This window comes from Peribacillus butanolivorans, from assembly GCF_001273755.1.
GTDB lineage: Bacteria > Bacillota > Bacilli > Bacillales > DSM-1321 > Peribacillus > Peribacillus butanolivorans.
Map to the genome: position 1 here is coordinate 4,083,532 of NZ_LGYA01000001.1, position 20,359 is coordinate 4,103,890.

At 37.7% G+C, this 20,359-nt stretch carries 21 protein-coding genes and 1 other annotated feature; of the genes, 8 read left to right on the forward strand and 13 right to left on the reverse strand.

Going from position 1 to position 20,359, the window contains the following annotated elements:
• Positions 1 to 40 precede the first annotated feature (40 nt).
• On the reverse strand, positions 41 to 499 hold the full coding sequence (locus tag AKG34_RS18835) for a VOC family protein (RefSeq protein ID WP_053347505.1): 459 nt from the start codon (positions 497 to 499) through the stop codon (positions 41 to 43).
• Between the two features lie 158 nt (positions 500 to 657).
• Positions 658 to 1,167, reverse strand: coding sequence for a GNAT family N-acetyltransferase (locus AKG34_RS18840; protein WP_053347506.1), 510 nt, complete (start codon positions 1,165 to 1,167; stop codon positions 658 to 660).
• A gap of 204 nt (positions 1,168 to 1,371) precedes the next feature.
• On the opposite strand from AKG34_RS18840, the gene AKG34_RS18845 reads away from it, so the two are divergent.
• The 3 genes from AKG34_RS18845 to AKG34_RS18855 all read left to right on the forward strand — a co-directional run bounded on the left by AKG34_RS18845 (position 1,372) and on the right by AKG34_RS18855 (position 4,699).
• The gene (locus AKG34_RS18845; RefSeq protein ID WP_053347507.1) at positions 1,372 to 1,938 is read left to right on the forward strand and encodes a sigma-70 family RNA polymerase sigma factor; all 567 of its coding nucleotides are present in this window, start codon (positions 1,372 to 1,374) and stop codon (positions 1,936 to 1,938) included.
• Complete coding sequence (locus AKG34_RS18850) at positions 1,935 to 3,074, forward strand: DUF4179 domain-containing protein (protein ID WP_053347508.1); 1,140 nt, start codon at positions 1,935 to 1,937, stop codon at positions 3,072 to 3,074. The genes AKG34_RS18845 and AKG34_RS18850 overlap by 4 nt, the downstream gene beginning before the upstream one ends.
• A 236-nt stretch (positions 3,075 to 3,310) precedes the next feature.
• Positions 3,311 to 4,699 (forward strand): L-cystine transporter, encoded by a 1,389-nt coding sequence (locus AKG34_RS18855; protein WP_053347509.1) that lies wholly within the window; start codon positions 3,311 to 3,313, stop codon positions 4,697 to 4,699.
• Positions 4,700 to 4,874: 175 nt separating this feature from the next.
• Here AKG34_RS18855 and AKG34_RS18860 read toward each other — a convergent pair whose 3' ends face one another.
• Both AKG34_RS18860 and AKG34_RS18865 read right to left on the reverse strand, forming a co-directional pair.
• Positions 4,875 to 5,552 carry a phosphatase PAP2 family protein gene (locus tag AKG34_RS18860; RefSeq protein WP_053347510.1) on the reverse strand — a complete coding sequence of 226 codons (678 nt, stop codon included), beginning with the start codon at positions 5,550 to 5,552 and terminating at the stop codon, positions 4,875 to 4,877.
• A gap of 302 nt (positions 5,553 to 5,854) precedes the next feature.
• Complete coding sequence (locus AKG34_RS18865) at positions 5,855 to 7,204, reverse strand: amino acid permease (protein ID WP_053347511.1); 1,350 nt, start codon at positions 7,202 to 7,204, stop codon at positions 5,855 to 5,857.
• Positions 7,205 to 7,264: 60 nt separating this feature from the next.
• Positions 7,265 to 7,499: a binding site (T-box leader), on the reverse strand.
• Positions 7,500 to 8,232: 733 nt separating this feature from the next.
• On the opposite strand from AKG34_RS18865, the gene AKG34_RS18870 reads away from it, so the two are divergent.
• A complete protein-coding gene (locus AKG34_RS18870; protein WP_053347512.1) occupies positions 8,233 to 8,778 on the forward strand; it encodes a hypothetical protein in 546 nt (181 codons plus the stop codon).
• 92 nt (positions 8,779 to 8,870) lie between these two features.
• The gene (locus tag AKG34_RS18875) at positions 8,871 to 9,278 is read left to right on the forward strand and encodes an HTH domain-containing protein (protein ID WP_053347513.1); all 408 of its coding nucleotides are present in this window, start codon (positions 8,871 to 8,873) and stop codon (positions 9,276 to 9,278) included.
• A gap of 126 nt (positions 9,279 to 9,404) precedes the next feature.
• On the opposite strand, the gene AKG34_RS18880 is transcribed toward AKG34_RS18875, so the two are convergent.
• Together AKG34_RS18880 and AKG34_RS18885 are read right to left on the reverse strand one after the other, a co-directional pair.
• A complete protein-coding gene (locus AKG34_RS18880; protein ID WP_053347514.1) occupies positions 9,405 to 10,112 on the reverse strand; it encodes a cytochrome c biogenesis CcdA family protein in 708 nt (235 codons plus the stop codon).
• Between the two features lie 46 nt (positions 10,113 to 10,158).
• Positions 10,159 to 10,392: a hypothetical protein gene (locus AKG34_RS18885; RefSeq protein ID WP_053347515.1), complete on the reverse strand. Its 234-nt coding sequence runs from the start codon at positions 10,390 to 10,392 to the stop codon at positions 10,159 to 10,161.
• A 222-nt stretch (positions 10,393 to 10,614) separates the two neighbouring features.
• On the opposite strand from AKG34_RS18885, the gene AKG34_RS18890 reads away from it, so the two are divergent.
• The gene (locus tag AKG34_RS18890; protein ID WP_053347516.1) at positions 10,615 to 11,778 is read left to right on the forward strand and encodes an MFS transporter; all 1,164 of its coding nucleotides are present in this window, start codon (positions 10,615 to 10,617) and stop codon (positions 11,776 to 11,778) included.
• Positions 11,779 to 11,852: 74 nt separating this feature from the next.
• On the opposite strand, the gene AKG34_RS18895 is transcribed toward AKG34_RS18890, so the two are convergent.
• From AKG34_RS18895 to AKG34_RS18925, 7 genes are all read right to left on the reverse strand, one after another.
• Positions 11,853 to 12,155, reverse strand: a complete 303-nt coding sequence (locus AKG34_RS18895) for a hypothetical protein (RefSeq protein WP_053347517.1) — start codon at positions 12,153 to 12,155, stop codon at positions 11,853 to 11,855.
• A gap of 134 nt (positions 12,156 to 12,289) precedes the next feature.
• Positions 12,290 to 12,931, reverse strand: a complete 642-nt coding sequence (locus AKG34_RS18900; RefSeq protein ID WP_053347518.1) for a response regulator transcription factor — start codon at positions 12,929 to 12,931, stop codon at positions 12,290 to 12,292.
• A complete protein-coding gene (locus AKG34_RS18905; RefSeq protein WP_053347519.1) occupies positions 12,924 to 13,970 on the reverse strand; it encodes a sensor histidine kinase in 1,047 nt (348 codons plus the stop codon). The genes AKG34_RS18900 and AKG34_RS18905 overlap by 8 nt, the downstream gene beginning before the upstream one ends.
• The gene (liaF, locus tag AKG34_RS18910) at positions 13,967 to 14,713 is read right to left on the reverse strand and encodes a cell wall-active antibiotics response protein LiaF (RefSeq protein ID WP_053347520.1); all 747 of its coding nucleotides are present in this window, start codon (positions 14,711 to 14,713) and stop codon (positions 13,967 to 13,969) included. The genes AKG34_RS18905 and liaF overlap by 4 nt, the downstream gene beginning before the upstream one ends.
• Positions 14,714 to 14,874: 161 nt before the next feature.
• Entirely contained in the window at positions 14,875 to 15,510 is a 636-nt protein-coding gene (locus tag AKG34_RS18915; RefSeq protein WP_053347521.1) for a PspA/IM30 family protein, read from the reverse strand.
• Between the two features lie 19 nt (positions 15,511 to 15,529).
• Entirely contained in the window at positions 15,530 to 15,874 is a 345-nt protein-coding gene (locus tag AKG34_RS18920) for a lmo0954 family membrane protein (protein ID WP_053347522.1), read from the reverse strand.
• A 790-nt stretch (positions 15,875 to 16,664) separates the two neighbouring features.
• On the reverse strand, positions 16,665 to 17,279 hold the full coding sequence (locus AKG34_RS18925) for a TetR/AcrR family transcriptional regulator (RefSeq protein WP_053347523.1): 615 nt from the start codon (positions 17,277 to 17,279) through the stop codon (positions 16,665 to 16,667).
• 167 nt (positions 17,280 to 17,446) lie between these two features.
• Between AKG34_RS18925 and kynU the strand changes: the two genes are divergently transcribed.
• Positions 17,447 to 18,733, forward strand: coding sequence for a kynureninase (kynU, locus tag AKG34_RS18930; RefSeq protein WP_053347524.1), 1,287 nt, complete (start codon positions 17,447 to 17,449; stop codon positions 18,731 to 18,733).
• A 150-nt stretch (positions 18,734 to 18,883) separates the two neighbouring features.
• Positions 18,884 to 20,305 carry an amino acid permease gene (locus AKG34_RS18935; RefSeq protein ID WP_053347525.1) on the forward strand — a complete coding sequence of 474 codons (1,422 nt, stop codon included), beginning with the start codon at positions 18,884 to 18,886 and terminating at the stop codon, positions 20,303 to 20,305.
• Positions 20,306 to 20,359: the final 54 nt, after the last annotated feature.

Genomic DNA, 20,359 nt, shown 5'->3' on the forward strand with positions numbered 1-20,359 from the left:
TTTATTATTTTCTAAACGACTTTATTAATAGATAAATGAGTCACTTAGTAAGTAATTCTTCCCATTCTTCAAGTGAAAGTTTATTGGTCATATGCTTATATGCATCAGGTACTTCTATTGAACACATAAGCTCCAAACTATTACCATCTGGATCATTAAAATAGACGGAAGCGTTTCCTTGATGAGTACGAACAAAAGGTTCAATGGACGTTCTTTTTCCAAAAGGGACAACTTCAATTTGCAGGGATTGAAGCCAAGTCAAAGCATTTTTCATGTTTTCATAAGATACTCGAAAAGCGATATGCCGTAGTGAAGGGTGATATGGAGTTTGATATTCTTCCCCCTCCCACAGACCTACCCAACTTTTGTTTTCCTCGATCCAAAAGAAGGCAGTATCTTCATCCTTCCATGCCATTTTCAAGCCTATTTTCTTATAAAATTCCATTGAAATGGCTAAGTCTTTAACAGGTAAATGGGCTTCATATAAACCTTCTATCATAGTAGATTCTCCGTTCTCATTCTAAGTAATGAAAGCTTTTACTATTCTTGCGAAACATAAATGCCGGTAATATATTTTGGGAATGTTGTATGTTCTATCATTTTTTTCATTGGTTCATCTCCTGAATATCTCAATCGTCTATTTTTCAGTCCGAATTTTTATAGTGTCCTAAAATAATAGATAAACGTTTCCTTTTGACCGTGGTGTTCATTTTTTTCCTCATTAATTGAAATCCGTTTAAATCCGTTTCTTTCTAAAACTTTTTGAGAGGCAATATTGTTACTTGTTGTTTTCGCATGTATCTGGTTTACACTTAATTCTGCCGCTGTGTTTACTAATAGCTTTAATGCTTTATTGGCTATTCCCCTTTGCGTATACTTCTCTCCAATTCTATAACCCACATGTGCCGAGCCATTGGTATTATCAATATCAACCAAGTTAATTCTTCCGACAATTGAGCCTGAGTCATTCTTAATGAGATAAAAATATGAAATATTTTCTTCTTGTTCTTTTAATAATTCCCTATGTCTATTTTTAAACGTTTCGAAGGTATAATAATCATCTCCACGACTTGGGACCGTTTGTTCAAAAAACCTTCTATTATTGCATTCAAATGTAAATAACTCTTCCGCGTCTCGTTCATTTAGCCTATTAATAAATATTTCCATCACTACTCATCCCTTTCCAAAACACTTGGCTCATCTTTACAAAGTTTGATAACTTCAATACCCTATAATTCAAGAAACCTATTTACATATCCTTCCTGATAATACCTGCCCTATCAAGTTCCCAAATCTTTTTGAGAATAAATATTTTTCCATACGTTGTATAAAGTGTAAAAGCTTTTACAAAAAAACAAGGGGAATCATTACATGAAGTCTACTGATAAGAATTTTATCGAGCGGTTACAACGACAAGAAGAAGACGCATTAGAATTTATAGTTGATAATTATTTGCCATTGATTAAGGGGATCACAAATAAAATTCTCTCCCCCCTTAAGAACGAAGGAATTATTGAAGAATGTATCAATGATATTTTTCTCTCAATCTGGAACAATTCGAAAAAGTTCCATGGCGATTCAACAGATTTCAGAAAATGGATTTGTGCGATCGCTAAGTTTAAATCGATTGATTCCTACAGAAAAGCTACTAAGAAAGTGGAATTTACGTCAAGTTATACCGATGTGAATCTAGAAAAATCAGCAGAAGACGAACTGATTATGATGGAAGATAGAACGGAACTACTTCAGTTAATCGAGCTTTTAGAGCCTGTTGATCGAGATATTTTTATCTTGAAGTTCTTTCTAGGTTTTAAGAATGAGGATATTTCGATAAAACTCGGGTTAACCAAAGCTTCGATTGACAATCGAATTTATAGAGGAAAGAAGAAACTAAATCAAAAAGCTACGAATCTAAAGTTAGGAGGTAGCGTAGTATGAAGGATATTTATGAATTATTAAATGATATAGACATAGACGAAACTGAATTTGAGGAAATGGAAGTTACTGAACTAGAAAAAGCTAAAGTCAAAAGAACTCTTAAAAAATCAATAAGCAAGAAGAAAAAAATGAAGGGTTGGCAAAAGAAAGTTCTGGTTGCTTCCATTATATTCGGATTATCCACCGCAACCATTGGATTATCGTTCACAGCTTCTGCTAAAAGCATTCCTTTGATTGGAGATATTTTTAGCTTTTTTGGTAATGGAAATACTGGTCTCTATGATGATATCAAGAATGATGGAAAGGGTCTTTATAGTGATTATAAGAACTACTCCAACGAAATTGGCCTTACCGAAGAAAGCAATGGCCTTACTTTCACGATAAATGACGCCATTTATGATGGAAAAACAGTAACCATCACTTATACCATTGAAAGTGAAGAAGATTTGGGTGACGGATCATTCTATATTCCCGGCCCACAAATAAAAGAAATGAAAGCCCAAGCAGGATCAGATGGAATTACAAAAGTAGCAGATAAAAAATATGTAGGCTTACTAACGGCTAGTAACTTAGATGAGCTTAAAGAAGATACGGTAAATATAGACTGGGATATAAACAGCATTAGTATTACCGACACGAATAAAGAGATAAAAGGAAATTGGAACTTTGCCTTCTCTCTAAAAGCAACGGAAAGCAACGAAAAGGTTATCAATAAAAGTGTAGATCAATATGGAGTAAAGGTGTCCGTTGAAAAAATCGCGATATCACCGATGTCCTTTGTCGTTCATTACAATCAAGAAGTTTCCGACTTGGTTAAAAACAAGTGGGATGAGGTCTATGTTGGATTGACCATTAAAGATGACTTAGGAAATGTGTACGCTGGACAAGGCAACGGAGGAAAAGGTTTCGGTTCTTATAATATGAGCTGGAGTAAGACCTTCCAAAAAATTGATCAGAACGCTACGAAACTGATTGCAACTCCTCATTTGTCCTTACGTAATTTCACTTCAGAGAACCATGGGGAAGTAACCATAACGGAAGATGGTAAAGAAAAGGTGTCATCCTTCCCAACAAAACCAAGTAGTGCTCCCAAAGAGTTGGTATTGGATGATATCGTGTTTGATTTGAAGAAGTAATAATTGTATCTATGAGAGGTATACTGAAACCCTGATCCGTGAGTGGAGAAAGGTTTATGTATATCTCTCTTTTATTGTTCCTTCTTATTCAGTTCTTGAATATGGATAAATACATGAATTCCTCTCCAAGTCAAAAATAAATAATTTTCTTCTGGTAAATAAATAAAAAATGATGTATTATAATTTCAGATATTAATTAATCTTATTTGGTTAATCGGAATTGAGGAGGGAAATATATGATTGGTTATGTATTTTTAAATCTTGCTATTATGCTCGTACTTTTAGGCGTTTTATTTTATATGAATAAGAAACATGTTTCTTTTACAAAAAGGGTCTTTACTGGACTTGGATTAGGGATTGTATTCGGACTTCTTTTGCAGTATTTCTATGAACCTCAATCAGAAGCGATTGTTAAATCAGTCGATTGGTTTAACATTGTAGGTTCTGGATATGTTAAGTTTCTGCAAATGATTGTTATGCCGCTTGTTTTCATCTCTATCTTGTCAGCCTTTACAAGGTTGAAACTAACTAGCAATATCGGAAAGATCAGTGTCCTGATTATCGGGATCTTGCTTGGAACGACTGCGATTGCAGCAGCCGTGGGGATTACATCCGCAACTGTGTTCAATTTAGAAGCCGTTCAAATTGAGCAAGGAGATGCAGAGTTAAGCCGTGGGGATCAAATAACGGAAACATACGGTACCATTCAAGATAAAACGATGCCGCAACAAATCCTTGAATTGATTCCGTCAAATCCGTTTCAGGATTTAACTGGAGCCCGTCCCACTTCAACTATTTCTGTTGTGATTTTTGCTGCATTTCTTGGGATTGCCTATTTAGGGGTCAAAAGGAAGCAGCCTGAACATGCTGAGTTTTTTGCTAAAATAGTAGATACATTGCACAGCATCATCATGCGCGTGGTAACGTTAATTCTACGTTTAACGCCTTATGGAATCTTGGCGATCATGACTAAGACGGTAGCGACAAGTGATCTGGACGCTATCCTGAAATTAGGAAAATTCGTGGGAGCCTCTTATGTCGCCCTAATTGTCATGTTCTTGATTCATTTGTTATTGTTGACGCTTGCCGGATTGAATCCAGTGGTATATTTGAGAAAAGCTTTCCCAGTATTATCGTTTGCCTTCACTTCAAGAACAAGTGCGGGTGCTCTGCCATTGAACATCCAAACACAGAAACAATTAGGAGTGTCTGAAGGAATTGCCAACTTTGCTGGATCCTTCGGTTTGTCGATTGGTCAAAACGGCTGTGCCGGCATCTATCCGGCTATGTTAGCCGTCATGATCGCTCCAACAGTGGGTATTGACCCTCTAACACCATCCTTTATTGCCATGTTAATTGCCATTGTAGCCATTAGCTCTTTCGGGGTTGCTGGCGTAGGTGGAGGAGCAACTTTTGCTGCTATTCTAGTATTGTCAGCAATGAACTTGCCAATTGCCTTGGCGGGACTGTTGATTTCCGTTGAGCCATTGATCGATATGGGAAGAACGGCTGTGAATGTCAGCGGAAGCATGACTTCAGGTATTCTAACAAGTAAAATAACGGGTGACCTGGATAAGGAAAAATTCAGCGAAGAATCATCATTGAAAATAGAAGCTGAAATGTAAAAGCAAAAGCACCAATCTTCTTATTTCTTGAAGATTGGTGCTTTTTTTATTGTCTGTATAATGATTTTACTTAAGAAGCCTATATAAAATGCCACTGTAAGATATACGCTCCTTAGAGCTGGTATCTTACAGTGGCATTTTTCTGTAAACGGATCAAGGCATTTTCTCAAAAGACCTATAAATCCGTATTTTTTATTTCTTTTTTTATTTGTCTCCCTGCATAATGATTGATCTGATAGGCTGATAGTGCTTGGAACATATACTGTATCGAAACATACACCCCACATGCAAGGAGTATTCCTGCTAGTACATCTAAAACAGCATGCTGTTTCGTAAATAGCGTGGATAAGATAATCAGTGTTCCAAATGCAGTGACACTAGCAAACTCCCATTTATGCTGGTCTTTCCGTTTATACACAACGATCATCATAATAAATGTTGTCAGTACATGAATACTAGGTAAACAGTTAACAGGTTGATCATGACTATAAACAAGTCGAACTAAATTGGCAAAGATATCGTTCCCCACCACTTCTGGACGAGGTACGGTCGTTTGCCAAAAACAATATACAATAAAACAGATAAGTTTTCCGCTAATCAAACTACCTAATGCAACAAAATAATGCTTGCGGTCAACAAAACAGTAATAAATCATCAATCCATATATATACGGATACCAAAGTAAATAAGGAACGACAAATTCTTTAATGAAGGGAATCTCCCCATCTATTAGAGTCGTAACATCGACAGCATGACCTGTTGATTGATTGATGATCGAGTAAATAGAACTAGTAACTACCAAAAGTAATAAATAACATAATGGGTGAAAAGAGAAAAGAGTATTGTTTTTCATAGTTCGCTCCGGCTTTCAATATATTAGTTATTTTCCAAAGATTATTATACAACATTTAGCACTCAATTGGACTCATAACATGCTAGATTTAATGATTCCCAGGAACTATTAAATGGATATCTTTGACTCTTTCTAATAATAGACCTTCTCATGATAAAAAAAGCCATGGTATGTTAATATATACCATGGCTTAAATAAGTTGCTTAATCCAACTCTCTCATTCGTTCGATAATACTTTTCTTGACCATATGAAACTGGAACTGTACCTATAAGAGAAAAAGGGTTATTCATCCCTCTTCCTTCTAGATTTTATTAAAGCGTCTTTTCCATACATAAGTTAAGGTAATAAAGAAGTAGATGCTAAGTGTAATAATCGTTACGATGATGGATGTCGTGAAAATGATTCCAATCAGGATCGTTATTAATGCGATGATCGCAGCCCAAGTTGTATAAGGGAACCATTTAACCGAATAGGCACTTGTTTTTTCAGGATGCTTTTTACGTGATTTCAAATGAGCTATAGCTATGATTAACCAGATAAATAATACGGTATATCCCAGCGATCCCATTAGGAAATCGAAGGTCTTGCTTCCAGCAAATAAGGAAATCAGTACACCGCCATATAAAGCTGAAGTACACATTAATATTGCGTAAACAGGAACTTTCTTCTTGGATAAACGTGAAAAGATTTTCGGAATGCGACCGTCCACGGCTTGTGTATACAAAACGCGAGATGAACCATACAGTCCAGAGTTCATCGATGAAATGATCGCTAGTAGAACAACTGCGTTCATAATATGGTCGGCACCTGGAATCCCTATCATTTGAAAGACCATCACAAACGGACTTTCAGGCACCCCGTTTACTTCGTTCCAAGGAATTAAACTAACGATGATGAAAAATGGAATGATATAGAAAGATATGATCCTAACCAATGTACTGCGAACGGCTTTTGGAACCACTTTTTCGGGATTTTTCGTTTCAGCTAACGTGACCCCAATAATTTCAGTACCACCATATGAATAGATCACAACAAGCATCGCAGTGATTAAACCTGTTGATCCATTCGGAAAGAAACCACCATGGTCAGTCAAGTTAGAGAAACCGACGGCTGTATGATCACCAAAAGTTACGAGCAGTAACAATAATCCAGCCATGATGAACACAATAATGACGGTAATTTTAATTAACGCAAGCCAGTACTCCGTTTCAGCAAAAACCTTTACCGACAGCAAGTTAATCGCTGTAACTAACACAGAAACAGCTAATGCCAGTATCCAAATTGGATATCCAGGCAGCCAATATTGAATGAAAATCGCTGCAACGACGGATTCTGCCGTTATGTTCAATACCCACATTTTCCAATAAATCCAATCTAGAAAATAGGCAGGATACTTTCCTAGGATCGATTGAACTAAGTCCCTGAATGTTCTTGCACCGCTATTGCGGACCGCCATCTCAGCTAAACCTTGCATAATGAATAATAAGATGATTCCACCAATTAAGTACGCAATAATTACGGATGGGCCTGCCATATCAATGGCTGAACTGCTTCCTTTGAATAAACCTGCTCCAATAGCACCGCCTAATGCCATCATCGTAATATGCCGTGAAGTCATTGTCCTCTGTAAATTCCGTTTGTCCGTTTCCATATCCTTACCCCCCAAAAAATCAAAAAAGGCATATCGTCTCTTCCTTCATAATCAAATGAAGAAAGAGACGATATGCCTTAAGCTTACCGCGGTACCACTCTTATTGGTTCTTTTGAACCCTGCTTTAAAAACCTTGTAACGAAGGTTAATCGTTAAAACAAGAGAATAGATTAAATCTAATCTTTCGCTTTACCACTCCCAGGCAAGTTCAAAGTATTATTGGACTGCGTTACACCACCCCGCAGCTCTCTTTACCGAATAATTTGCTTTTACTACTCCTGATCTTTGCGTTTTGAAAATTATATCTGAATATTTTTAATAATATCCAATACTATACGGATTCGATGTAAATTTGTCAATAATTTTTTTAGAATAACATTTTAAAAGAAACAAATCTTAGTGAATTGTGGTGAACTAGCTATATAAAATCAGTAAAATACTATTTAAAATTAAGTATGATTCGTTATCACAGAAACTTTAAGATTTTGTTTGCCCAAAGGATAGTATAAAAGAAGCCTACCAACCTTCTGGGGAAAACGGGAGATTATTGATTTGCTCATTTGATCACTCTTTTACATATATGCTAATTTAGTATCCTACCTCTGTAGCTTTTAGGCGTTAAAACGTAACACTATAGCAGATTAAAAGTATATGGCAAACTGATTTTTGGTTAGATGGTGCCGGATTTACAGATCATCAACTTCCCTAGAAATTAAGCATTTTCACCTAAATAATAGGGAGTATATCTGCAGTTTGATTGTCTCCTAAACGTAGTGCTATCCCAATGTGACTCACTTCTCATTTCTTTTTATGAACCTTCTAAAGTTACTTGCAAATCACCGATTAATTCTATATCAAATCTTAACACCCTATATGAAACTCATAACCCAACAGAAATATTGAAAATCTAACCATATATATCAATATAAACTTTTGAAATTTTATGAATTTTACAAAAAACATAACTAGTTAAATAGACCTATGTTATCATGAAGTAGAAAATAAAAATTCTACAGGGAGATGATAGAATGAGCAAATGGTTTATGAGTATCTTAGTAGTATTTATGATTATGGCTACATCATCAGTTTTTGCAGAAGAACAACAAAATTTTGGTTCGTCTGACTTGATATCGAACGATACAGTAGAAGGTAAAAATTCAGGTGATGACTATTCTTTCTCTGTTGATTTATCAGAAATTAAATTAGCTGAAGGTGAAGTAGCTACTATTCCTTTAGTTCTAGTTCCTGCCAATTCAAGTAACAACCTTATCCAACCAACAATAGCCTTTCCTGGCCCCGGAGGTGTTCTAAATTTATGGGCCGAAGGAAGTAAAGTTAGATACAAAATAACTATGTCTATACCAGCAACTGGTTTTACTGGTACTATGCTTATTACAAATCTTACTTCAGGGTTATCCTCTGGGAGAACTTCAGTTTCAGGGTTTAGCGGGGCTGTTTCATATAAAGCGCTATATAATAATAGATATAGTGCACAATTAACCGGATCAGCAACTTTCCTCGGTAAAGTTGTTTCTTATACGGTTCCAAATTACATTACTTGGGTTTCTAAATAAGGGATATTTTTCAAAAAATAAGTAGACAATATATTATTATATTGTCTACTTCCATATATAATAGAGTTAAAAGTGAAAGAGGGTTATTCAAGATGATTGGTCATGAACCTAAAGAGTTATTAAAAACTCTTCTAAATGATTATAAAATGCCCGCAGCATCATTAAGTAAAATTACCGGAATATCTGAACAAGTCATTTTAGATTTTGCAAATGGTCATAATATTCAATCCTCGATAACTCAAACAGAAATGATGGACCTAATAGATTTAGTGGGCCTTTTAGTCATAGGGATTCCTTCAACCGATGCAAATGAAAGGGTCACCGCTATAACTCAAGCACTGAACAATGAATTTGGTATACCAGTAGAGACGATCTCCTTATTCTCTAATCTTGAGTGTGAAGATATCGAAAAATTCATGAAAGAAAATGATTCTCTTTCAATCGAGAAAAGATACAAACTTGCAGTAACAGTCCTTTTTTTGCATTATATATTTAAATGATTTGTTCTTAACTTTATCCTAATTCTTCCGAAAAGAGGATATACCGCCGAATAGTTAGGGGCACCCTCTTTTCTTTATTAAAATTAGCAAATCATTAGCTCATTTAGTAAGTATGATGCATGATACTCAGAAACCAGTAAAGCCTCCAAATACATAATTTGTTAGGAAAGAAGTCATGTTAGTCATCCAATCAAAAAACAAGAAAACACCCATAACAATCGTGAAATATCCGCCAATTTTAGTGAAGTTATGATTATACTTCCTTATCCAGCCTGATTTTCCGATAAAAAATGACATGATAAAGAAAGGTATTGAAAATCCAAGGATATAAGCAATCATATATAATAAGCCTTGTCCCGTATATAACCCAAGGGTCATTACGGCACCTAATATCGGACCCACACAAGGAGTCCATCCAGCTGCATATCCTATTCCGATCAAAACAGAACCTAGATAGCCAGATGGACGGCTTTTAAAGGTTATTTTCCTATCCATCATTAAAAATTTCGGCTGAAAAACTCCGACAATGATTAGTCCAAACATAACGATTAAAATGGCTCCTGCTTGTCTAATAAAATCAATATATTCATAAAACAGTTCATAAAAAAACGATGTCGAAAGCCCTAGCACCACAAAAATGATTGAAAATCCGACCAAAAAGAAAAAGGTATGAAACAGTGCCTTACGATTTAATTTGTTACTTTCTTCTTTTAACTCACTAACTGTAAAACCTGTAATATAAGATAAAAAAGCAGGATATAAAGGCAAACAACATGGAGATATAAAAGAAAGTATTCCTGCGCTAAATGCTAAAAAGATATTTAAATCTACCAATCTATTTTCCTCCGCTTCTAAATTTCCCTAATACTCACCTCAAGTATTAAAACTCTGTCCCTAACCATGATGCAACAACCATTAAAACCCCAACGACGACCACAACAACCGGTCCAACAACAATTAAGCCAAATAACAAAGATACTATAGCATCAATAAAGGTACGAACTGGTCCTACCTTCTCTTTTTTATTCGCTTGCTCCGTTAATAAGTCTTCAAGATGACCGACTTTTTGCTTCAATACCTGCAACTCTTGAATCACTTTTGTGTCTTGATCCATTATTTATTCCACTCTCCCTCATTAACAATAAGTGTTAATTCTATCATTTACATCCATTTTCAAAAAGTAAAAGTGACGATTTTCCAAACCTCGAAACCAACTCTATCTGTCTATTTCCATCCATAAAAATAAAATCTATTTTTTCAAAAACTGTCATCAATGTTACAATAACAAAGTTGAAATTAAACCAATCTATAGAACACGTGAGGTATCATACTTTTTATGAAAGCACTACGATTATTAAAAAGTTTTAACTTTTTATATTTTGGCCTGCTTGCCATTTTCATTCCGTTTCTCCCAGTCTATCTGGCTGATCAAGGTTTGCGTCCAGCCCAAATCGGATTCATCATTGGTACAGGAGGTTTTGTCACCCTCATTACCCAGCCTTTATGGGGAATGATCAGCGACAAAACGAGGACTATACGTAAAGTCCTGTTGTTACTTATCTTTTTCTCGAGCGTAATCGGATATTTTCTATATGACTCAAGCAGTTATCTTCAACTCATCCTGTTTGCCATGCTGCTTTATTTCTTTCTGATGCCGATCGATCCCCTGACGGAAAGCCTCAACTTTACCATTGCGGAGAAATCTGGGATCAGTTACGGTTCCATCCGGACATATGGTGCATTGGGTTATGCGGTCATCTCGCTGATCACTGGCTATGTTATGTCATATTTCGGAGCAAACAGCCTGGCCTTCCTTTTTGCCGTCATAGGTTTGATCAGTTTCATTGTCAGCTGGATGATGCCTGATGCACCCGTTTCAGGGAAACCTGTCACCTTAAAGAGCCTTAAGCATTTTTTCAGTAATAAAGAGACTCTTCTTTTCTTGTTATTGGTCTTTATCTGTGCTGTTCCAGCAAGGATGAATGATACTTTCCTCGGAGTATATATCCGTGAACTTGGAGGAAGTGCCAAGCTTGTGGGCTTAACCTGGTTCTTAGCAGCAGGAAGTGAAATTGTTGTTTTCGCCTTAAGCTTCTGGTGGCTGCGTAAAGGTAAGGAAATCATTATTATTTCGTTCGCAGCTGCGTTTTTCTTTATTCGTTACTTCGTCTCTGCCTGGATTACCGATCCACATTTATTAGCTTATTTGCAAGTCATGCAGATATTGACTTTCCCGATCTTCTACTCTGCTGCCATTCAGTACCTGTATCGGATTGTTCCGGTGGAGTGGCGTGCCACAGGCCAGACCGTACTGGCGCTATTGTTCTTTGGAGTTTCGGGAATCATTGCTTCTTATATAGGCGGAGCAATATATGGGGCTTTCGGAGGCAAGACTCTTTACCTGTTCATCTCCTCCATCTCCTTTATAGGAATGGTCTTTGCTTTGGTTCTTTATCGGATATATGGCAAGAGGCTCGATACTGCAGAGGAAGCTGTATAATCTGAAAACATAACTGTATAAAAAAGAGCATGTTTTGATTAAACTTAATCAAAACATGCTCTTTTTGCATTCCGTTAGCGAAATAAAGGGGCAACCGTTAACATTAGCACAGAGGAGCAAAGCAGTAAAGTAGTTGCCCTGTTTGAGAGTTTTACTTGTCCGCCATTTTTATAGAACCCCGAAAATTGAAGCCGGTTTTTATAGAGTACATAAAGTAATGGAAAAATTCCCATAGCAACAATCCATCCACCCGTGGTATTCTCTACGTTTATACCAAAAATCGCATAGATTGAATTAATGATGAACCCCATTATCATTCCAATAACAAAAATAATGGTGATTATACGAAATAATTCTAAGATAACTCTTAACATCATTTCACCTGCCTTCTGCCTACTTTCCCGTTATCCGAAAAAAAAAGGCTGCAATCAGCAACCTTGAAAGAACTTTTACAAGATGGGATAATTCCCTAAATATAACAAACTTTCATCTTTTCGTAAATAGACGCTCTTTACTCTACTTCTTGAACGAGCGAATGTTTAAATGCGTAAATCACTGCTTGGGTGCGGTCCTGCACCGCAAGCTTACTTAATATATTGCTGACATGTACTTTGGCTGTTTTCAGGGCTATGTATAGTTCATCCGCAATTTCCTGATTCGTTTTCCCTTGTGTCATCAACAATAAAATTTCCATTTCACGGTTTGTCAATTGTTCATGAAGCTGGGTTTTCTGAGGGCGACGTAACTTTTCCATCATTTTCCCGGTCACTTCAGGTTCAAGTACACTTTGCCCTTGAAAGGTGGAACGGACGGCTCTCGCAATCTCGCTCGCCTTTGATGTTTTCAACATATAGCTTGTCGCCCCGGCTTCCAATGCCGGATACACTTTTTCGTCATCCAGGAAGCTTGTCACAATGATGATTTTTGCTTCAGGCCATTTTTCAATAATTCGTTTAGTCGCTTCTATGCCGTCCATTTCCGGCATGACCAAATCCATCAAAATGATATCTGGACGTAACTCCATTGCAAGTTCAACAGCTTTCAAACCATTGTCCGCTTCACCAATCACTTCGATATCTGCCTGTGCGGATAAATAGGCAGATACCCCTATTCTTACCATTTCATGATCATCGACAAATAATACTTTAATCATCATGATCACCTCCAGTATTTAATAATGGGATTTTCACTTCAAGTTGTGTTCCTTTATTCGGAACACTTACCAGCTTCATCGTTCCGCCTAATTCAACAGCCCGTTCATGCATGTTTTGCAGACCATATGATCCGGTTTTCGACTCCTCGACGTTAAAGCCGATGCCATCATCCGTAATCCGTAAAATGATCAACTCATCACGAACGATCAATAGCACTTCAAGCGAGCTCGCTTTTGCATGTCTTAGTGTATTGGAAATCGATTCTTGTAAAATCCGAAACAGATGGTCCTCAATCCCCTTATCCAGAGTAACGGGCTCCATCTTCCAATTTATATCCATCGTCACTTTTTGGGCCAATTCCTCGAGGAGCTCCTTCATTCCTTCCTGCAATGATTTTCCCTTTAACGCAACGGGTCTCAGGTGCAGCAATAAAGCCCTCATCTCGAGCTGAGATTGATGGATCATCTCTTCCACTACCTTGAATTGTTTCATTTCTGTTTTTTCCATATTAGATTGTGACTCTGTAATGGCCGACATGAACATCGAAGCGGCAAACAATTGCTGGCTCACTGAATCATGCAGTTCCCGCGCCAAACGGTTTCGTTCCTGTGAAACAATTTCCTGGATCTGTTTCTCCTGATCAATGGCCTTTTCATTCGCCATTTTTTGAGATAATTTTGTCTGCTCATTGATATGCTTTTGGATCTGATTCATCCGTTCAACCATTTTAGCCATCTCTTGGACTGGATACATTTCCTGTTGCGAAGGTAAGCGGCCTTGTTCAAGTAAATAAAGCCCTTCATCCATCCTTTGCAGCTGCCTCTTCCAAAACATCCCTGAAACGACTCCATAGATCAGCCCTACCGTAATGACCAGACTTGGCAGGAATATGACGAAGGGTAACCCCATAACCACTTTATCCCACAATAATCTCCAGTCAGATAAAGGAAAAACAAAGAAAACCGCTGCCGGCAAGGCAAGGGATAGGACGAAGGAAACACAAAGGGCACTCAATATCTGACGTGTCAGTATACTCATACCCGCTTCACCTCTAAATCCCCAACTAAGATAGAAGTGATGATATGAACCTTTTGATCCGTTTCATTGAACCCTTCCGTTTGATAGGAATAGATTTGATTAAATACCCTGGATTCAGGCTTATTATCAAAAATCCGTGCTCTACCTGCAATGACCGAATGATGGACTCTGATTTCAATGCCATACGGTACTAGGATTGTGATATTACCAACTATATTTCTGATGGAAATGACAGCGTCGTCTTTCGGTAAAATCGTCCGGCTTAAATCAATAACTGTATCACCGACCCCACCCTGAACATTTACCGAATTCCATTCATATACATGTTCGGCCGTTTGTTGATGACCGAACAACCTATTTTGAAATAGATAATTGGTTTTCAATAATCGCTCTTTATTGATCCGTTCTTCGTCAAACCCCTCATTGGTTAAAATGGGATTGATCCAATCAGGATTTTTTTTCGATTGATAATAAAGAAGTAATAGATAAATAAGAATTGCTATTAGGAAAAATCTAAAGACGAACATATTCAGGACAGTAATAATAAGAGTTATTATTCCTATAAAAAAAAGGATTTTCCCGATTGTCCGTTTTGAAAATTTCCTTCCTAAATAGATAAGTCCAATTGAAAATGCTAGGGAAAATAAGAGACCTCCACCCTTAAATGAAATCTCTAAAATAAGCAGGACGATTCCGATGAGAAAGATCCAACCCATATAATCTGTTTTCATTTTGTTCAACATCGGTTCGCCTCCTCTGTAAGTTATCATGATATTCTTAAAAGGCACAGGAACCCGTGCCTTTTAAGAATACCATGAATTTATCACGTTATAACAGACTGTTTTCCCCCACCTTCGATTCCAAGTAGTTGGGGGATAACAGCAAAGCTTTAATAAGAAATCGACTATGCTTCTTTCTGTTCCATTTCCTTTTCAAGCTGGACAATCCTGGCATCGATAGTATGTCGATTATAATCTGAATGGACTTGATTCTCAATACGATCGATATATTGCTCCATTTCACCAAACATCGCTATCGGTTTGGCATCGGAGCTACCAGCATTTAAAACCCGATTGATCCGGTGGTTTGCCCGGGCAATATTCTCCCTGCCCATCAGTTCCATTCTCTTAAGATGCATATCCTTGAGCTTATGCTTCATTTCTTCATATTTCCGCTCCAGTTCATCTAACTGAACTTCTGCACTTTTTTGCGCTTCCTTCAAACTTAGCGCCCGATCTTCATAGTGCAGGTTTTCCTTTAAGGCGAATTCCATTAAATCAATTTCTCCAGCCTGCTTAGCAATTTCAGCCTGATGTTTACGCTTTTCAGCTAGATTTTGCGCTTGACTATATTCACGAGTGAACTCTTCTTTCAGTAGATATTGACGTTCAACCAGCTTTCCGACCTTCTCTGCCTCCTGCTCACATTGACGCAGATATTGATTTAACATTCCAATTGGATTTTTTTGCTCCTTTTTATCCAACAAGTCGTGAAAATCCGCTGAAATCGTTTGTTTCATTCTTGAAAATAGATTACTCATTCCAATTCCATCCCTTCTCCTAGTTTTTATTTAACTCTTTCCACTCTCTTTCAAAATTCGAGAATGGGTCTGTTTCCTTCGATACAATTTCATCATTTTCATTCCATTTTTTATAGACGAGGTAAAGAACGTAAGCTGCTACCAGTCCTAATATCGCTGGGATATGAGAAACAGCAACTATTAGCACGATAAGGGAGATTGATCCCCAGGCAATTTTGGCTCCTGTCGATTCGGACTTCATGAACTGTTTGAATCCAAAATATAGAATAGCCAAGCAAATCGCCAAGCTGATTAATGGACCCACATTCGCTAGCAAGATAAATAATGCGATCAGCCCTACAATAAATAAACCAAATTTCTTCATTGTTTTCGTCCTCCTTTCCTTGTTTCTATCTTATCTAGTTTTGCAAGTTCGTATAATGAGCCTTAGCTATATTTTTAAATAAGACTTAAGGCGTAGTAGTACTAAGCCCCACACTAACGAGGGCGTTTTGTTCCTGAATTTGAGAGGTTTACTCGTGAGTTTGGCGTTTTACTCGTGAATTTGAGAGGTTTACTCGTGAATTTGGCTGCTTTACTCGTGAGTTTGGCTGCTTTACTCGTGAGTTTGGGCGCTTTACTCGTGAGTTTGGCGTTTTACTCGTGTTTGGCGTTTTACTCGTGAATTTGGCTGATTTACTCGTGAGTTTGGCTGCTTTACTCGTGAGTTTGGCTGCTTTACTCGTGAGTTTGGCGTTTTACTCGTGAGTTTGGACGTTTTACTCGTGAGTTTGGCGTTTTACTCGTGAGTTTGGCGTTTTACTCGTGAGTTTGGGCGCTTTACTCGTGAGTTTGGCGTTTTACTCGTGAGTTTGGCTGCTTTACTCGTGAGTTTGGTCGTTTTACTCGTGAGTTTGGCTGCTTTACTCGTGTTTGGCGTTTTACTCGTGAATTTGGCTGCTTTACTCGTGAGTTTGGAGTATTACTCGTGAGTTCAGCTGGTTTTAGTTATAAGAAGTTTCCGATAAGAGGTGTGTAGTGGGAAAGCCTTTAAAGTAGCTGTAAAACCTTGGTTAAATAAAATAAAATCTTCCGACTGTATAAAACCGGAAGATTACTTGACATGCATGCTTTTAGTAAAATATATATTCATTGCTTATTGTCTAAAAATAAAGTTATAGATAAAGACCTTCGACGTAAACAGACGTGATGGTTTTAGCAATTTCTTCGACAGAACTCTGATGTTCGTTTCGGACAATTTCCCAAAGATACATTTCATTTGCGAAAAACCAACCTCTTGCAACAAGCTCATGGTTTAATTCAGCTCTTGCTAGCCCATTTTGCTGTGCATAGGCAACGTCCTTTGAAATTCGCTGTATAAACTTTACACGGATTGCCTTCCATTTATCTGATATAACAGTTGAAATCCCAATAGCCTGCTCGAAAACTTGCATCATATTGCGTTCAGCCTCTGCCATTTTTAAAAAAGCATTAGCTTGTTTATTTATAATACGTTCTGCTTCGTCCTTCGATTTTGGAAAGAAAGAGGTCTCGGCAATTTCATAAAATTGATCCATAACATTCTCCATTAATACAATTAAAAGATCCTCTTTTCCTTTAAAATGAACATAGGCCGTTCCATACCCGATGTTTGCCTTTTTGATCATTTGGGAAATAACCGCAGCTTGAAAACCTTCTTCAAGAAATATTTCCTTTGCAGCTTCTAATAACTTTTGACGTGTCATAATTGAGCGCAAATGTCGCTTATCCCCTACTTTACCATTATCCATGCCTATTCCTCCCCTTATCTTCTAGCATAAAGGATTTCAATAAAAATAAAAAACATTTGAATAATTTAATGTTTATAATTTTCTGAATTAACTTATTGACATCATGTCATATTCTTTGGTACGATTCTCCTAGAATTATAAGAAAAATAGAATAAGGGAGGATAATTATGCTTTCAAACGGCTTTCAACACACATTAGATTACGCAAAACAAATGGATAAAGAAGATACCCTTCGTTGTTATCGTGAAGAGTTTTATTTAAAGCCAAATTCGATCTATATGGATGGAAACTCATTGGGGCTTCTTTCGAAAAGAGCGGAACGTACTCTTTTGGAATCTTTGGAAGATTGGAAAGAACATGGGATTGATGGATGGACACAAGGGAATCACCCATGGTTTTTCATGGCCGAGAAATTGGGCGCGAAGATTGCCCAATTAGTGGGAGCTTCTCCTGAGGAAGTTATTGTAACAGGCTCGACAACTGTAAATCTGCATCAACTTGTAGCTACTTTTTATAAGCCGGAAGGAATGCGCACAAAAATTTTAGCAGATGAATTAACCTTTCCGACTGATATTTATGCTCTTCAAAGTCAGCTGCGTACACATGGATACGATCCGGAAACCGATCTCATCCGCGTGAAAAGTCGCGATGGAAGATTTCTTGAAGAGGATGATATTATCGAAGCAATGACCGATGATATTGCCTTAATCGTCTTGCCAACAGTACTGTACCGCAGCGGTCAAATATTGGATATGAAACGATTAACTGATGAAGCTCATAAAAGAGGAATAGTAATTGGATTTGACGGATGTCATTCTATTGGTGCGATCCCGCATTCATTCAGTGAATGGGGTGTGGATTTTGCGTATTGGTGCAATTATAAACATTTAAATGGCGGTCCTGGCGGTGTTGGCGGCTTATATGTAAATCGAAAACATTTTGGAACGATGCCTGGATTGGCTGGATGGTTCGGCTCCAAAAAAGATAAACAATTCGATATGGAACATATTTTAACACCAGCTGAATCAGCAGGCGCGTATCAAATTGGAACGCCACATGTATTAAGTTGTGCACCTTTGATTGGGTCTTTAGAAATGTTTATAGAAGCTGGTATAGAGAATATTAGGGAAAAATCTCTTAAAATTAATCAATATTTAATAGACTTAATTGAACACGAGTTGAAGGACATGGGGTTTTTCATTGGAACTCCTAGAGAAGACGTACGTCGCGGAGGTCATGTGAGCCTAGAGCATAAAGAAGCTGCACGCATTTGTAAGGCATTGAAAGAAAACGGTGTGATTCCGGATTTCCGAGCACCAAACATCATACGTCTTGCTCCAGTTGCACTCTATACTTCCTTCGCAGAAGTTTGGGAAGTGGTACAAATTCTCAAAAAAATCATGACAGAAAAACAATATGAAAAATTCAAGAATGAGCGTGAAGTGGTCGCATAACATGGAATTCCACCAGATGAGGCTCATCCCTCTAATGGTTAGTATCGAATCAGTCGGTTATTATATTCGGTTAGCCTACGCTTAAAGAGGTGGAAGCTCACTGCCTATTAGGGTAGGATAAAATCTTTTTGGATAAAAAGGGGATGAACTATGGAGAACAAAAATACTCAATTGAACTTTAAAGATGGGCCAGAGAAAGGGTTAAAACGTGATTTAGAAACAAATCAGCTTTCCATGATCGCGATGGGCTGTGCCATCGGGACAGGGCTATTCCTTGGCAGCGGGCTTGCCATTCAAGCGGCAGGGCCAAGTGTATTGCTCAGCTATGCACTCGGGGCGTTCATTGTTTTGCTGTTGATGGGCTGTTTAGCCGAAATGACGGTTGCCCATCCTACTTCCGGTTCTTTTGGAGCTATTGCTGAAAAGTACATGACTCCTATGGCAGGCTATCTTGTCCGCTATTCCTATTGGATTGGCAATGTTTTGGCTGTTGGGGTTGAAGTAAGTGCAGTCAGCGTGTATATGAATTATTGGTTTCCGACCGTGCCGGGAATCGTATGGATTTTGTTGTTTGCAGGTATCCTGATTTATGTAAATGCTACCAGCGTGAATACATTCGCTACATTTGAGTATTGGTTCTCCTTTATTAAAATAAGTGCCATTGTTGGTTTTATTCTCCTTGGAGCCTATGTACTATTCGGTTCATCCGAACAGCCACATATAGGGCCGGAAAACTTTGTGAATGAAGGCGGTTTTTTCCCATTTGGTTTAAAGGGAATGTGGATAGCCGTATTTATTTCTTTATTCAGCTTTCTTGGAACTGAAATGATAGCGGTTACATCAGGAGAAGCAAAAGATCCAGATGCAGCTGTTCCAAAAGCATTGAAAGCGACTGTCTTCCGTTTATCCACCTTCTATGTGTTGACAATTGGGATCATGTTGATGATCGTTCCGTGGAAAACGGCTGGGATCGAGGAGAGTCCATTCGTAAAAGTGATGGAAATCTTGAACATTCCAGGTGCATCTGGGATCATGAACTTTATTATTTTAACGGCTGCTTTATCTGCCATGAATGCTCAGCTCTATGCTTCAACACGTATGATGTTTTCATTGGCTCGTGGAAAACATGCACCCAGCTTTTTAGGAAACCTAAACAAAAGGGGGGTTCCGGCAAAAGCACTTGCTGTCTCTACAACCGGGATTCTTATTGCTGCAGGCGTTCATGCGTTACTTCCTGGTTCCTCCTATGCATTCATGATGGGAATTTCCATGTTCGGTGCTATGTTCACATGGCTTATCATCTTCATTTCTCATTTGTTTTTCAGGGTGAAATGGGAGAAAACAGGCGGACGCAAATTACCGGTAAGGATGATCGGCTTTCCCTATTTAACGATACTAGGAGCCGTTCTTCTATTTAGCTTAATGATTACGACATGGTTTACAGATTTCAAAATTATGCTTCAATTCGGGATTCCATGGTTACTATTTTTATCGGTTGCTTATTTTGTTTCGAAAAAAAGAAATAGTAATCATAATGTAGTGGAGGAATCTCTGGAAGAGAAGATAGAATAGAATGACGGAATAACTAGTATGGAGAAATCACAGTTTTTTGAATATGAAAAGTGA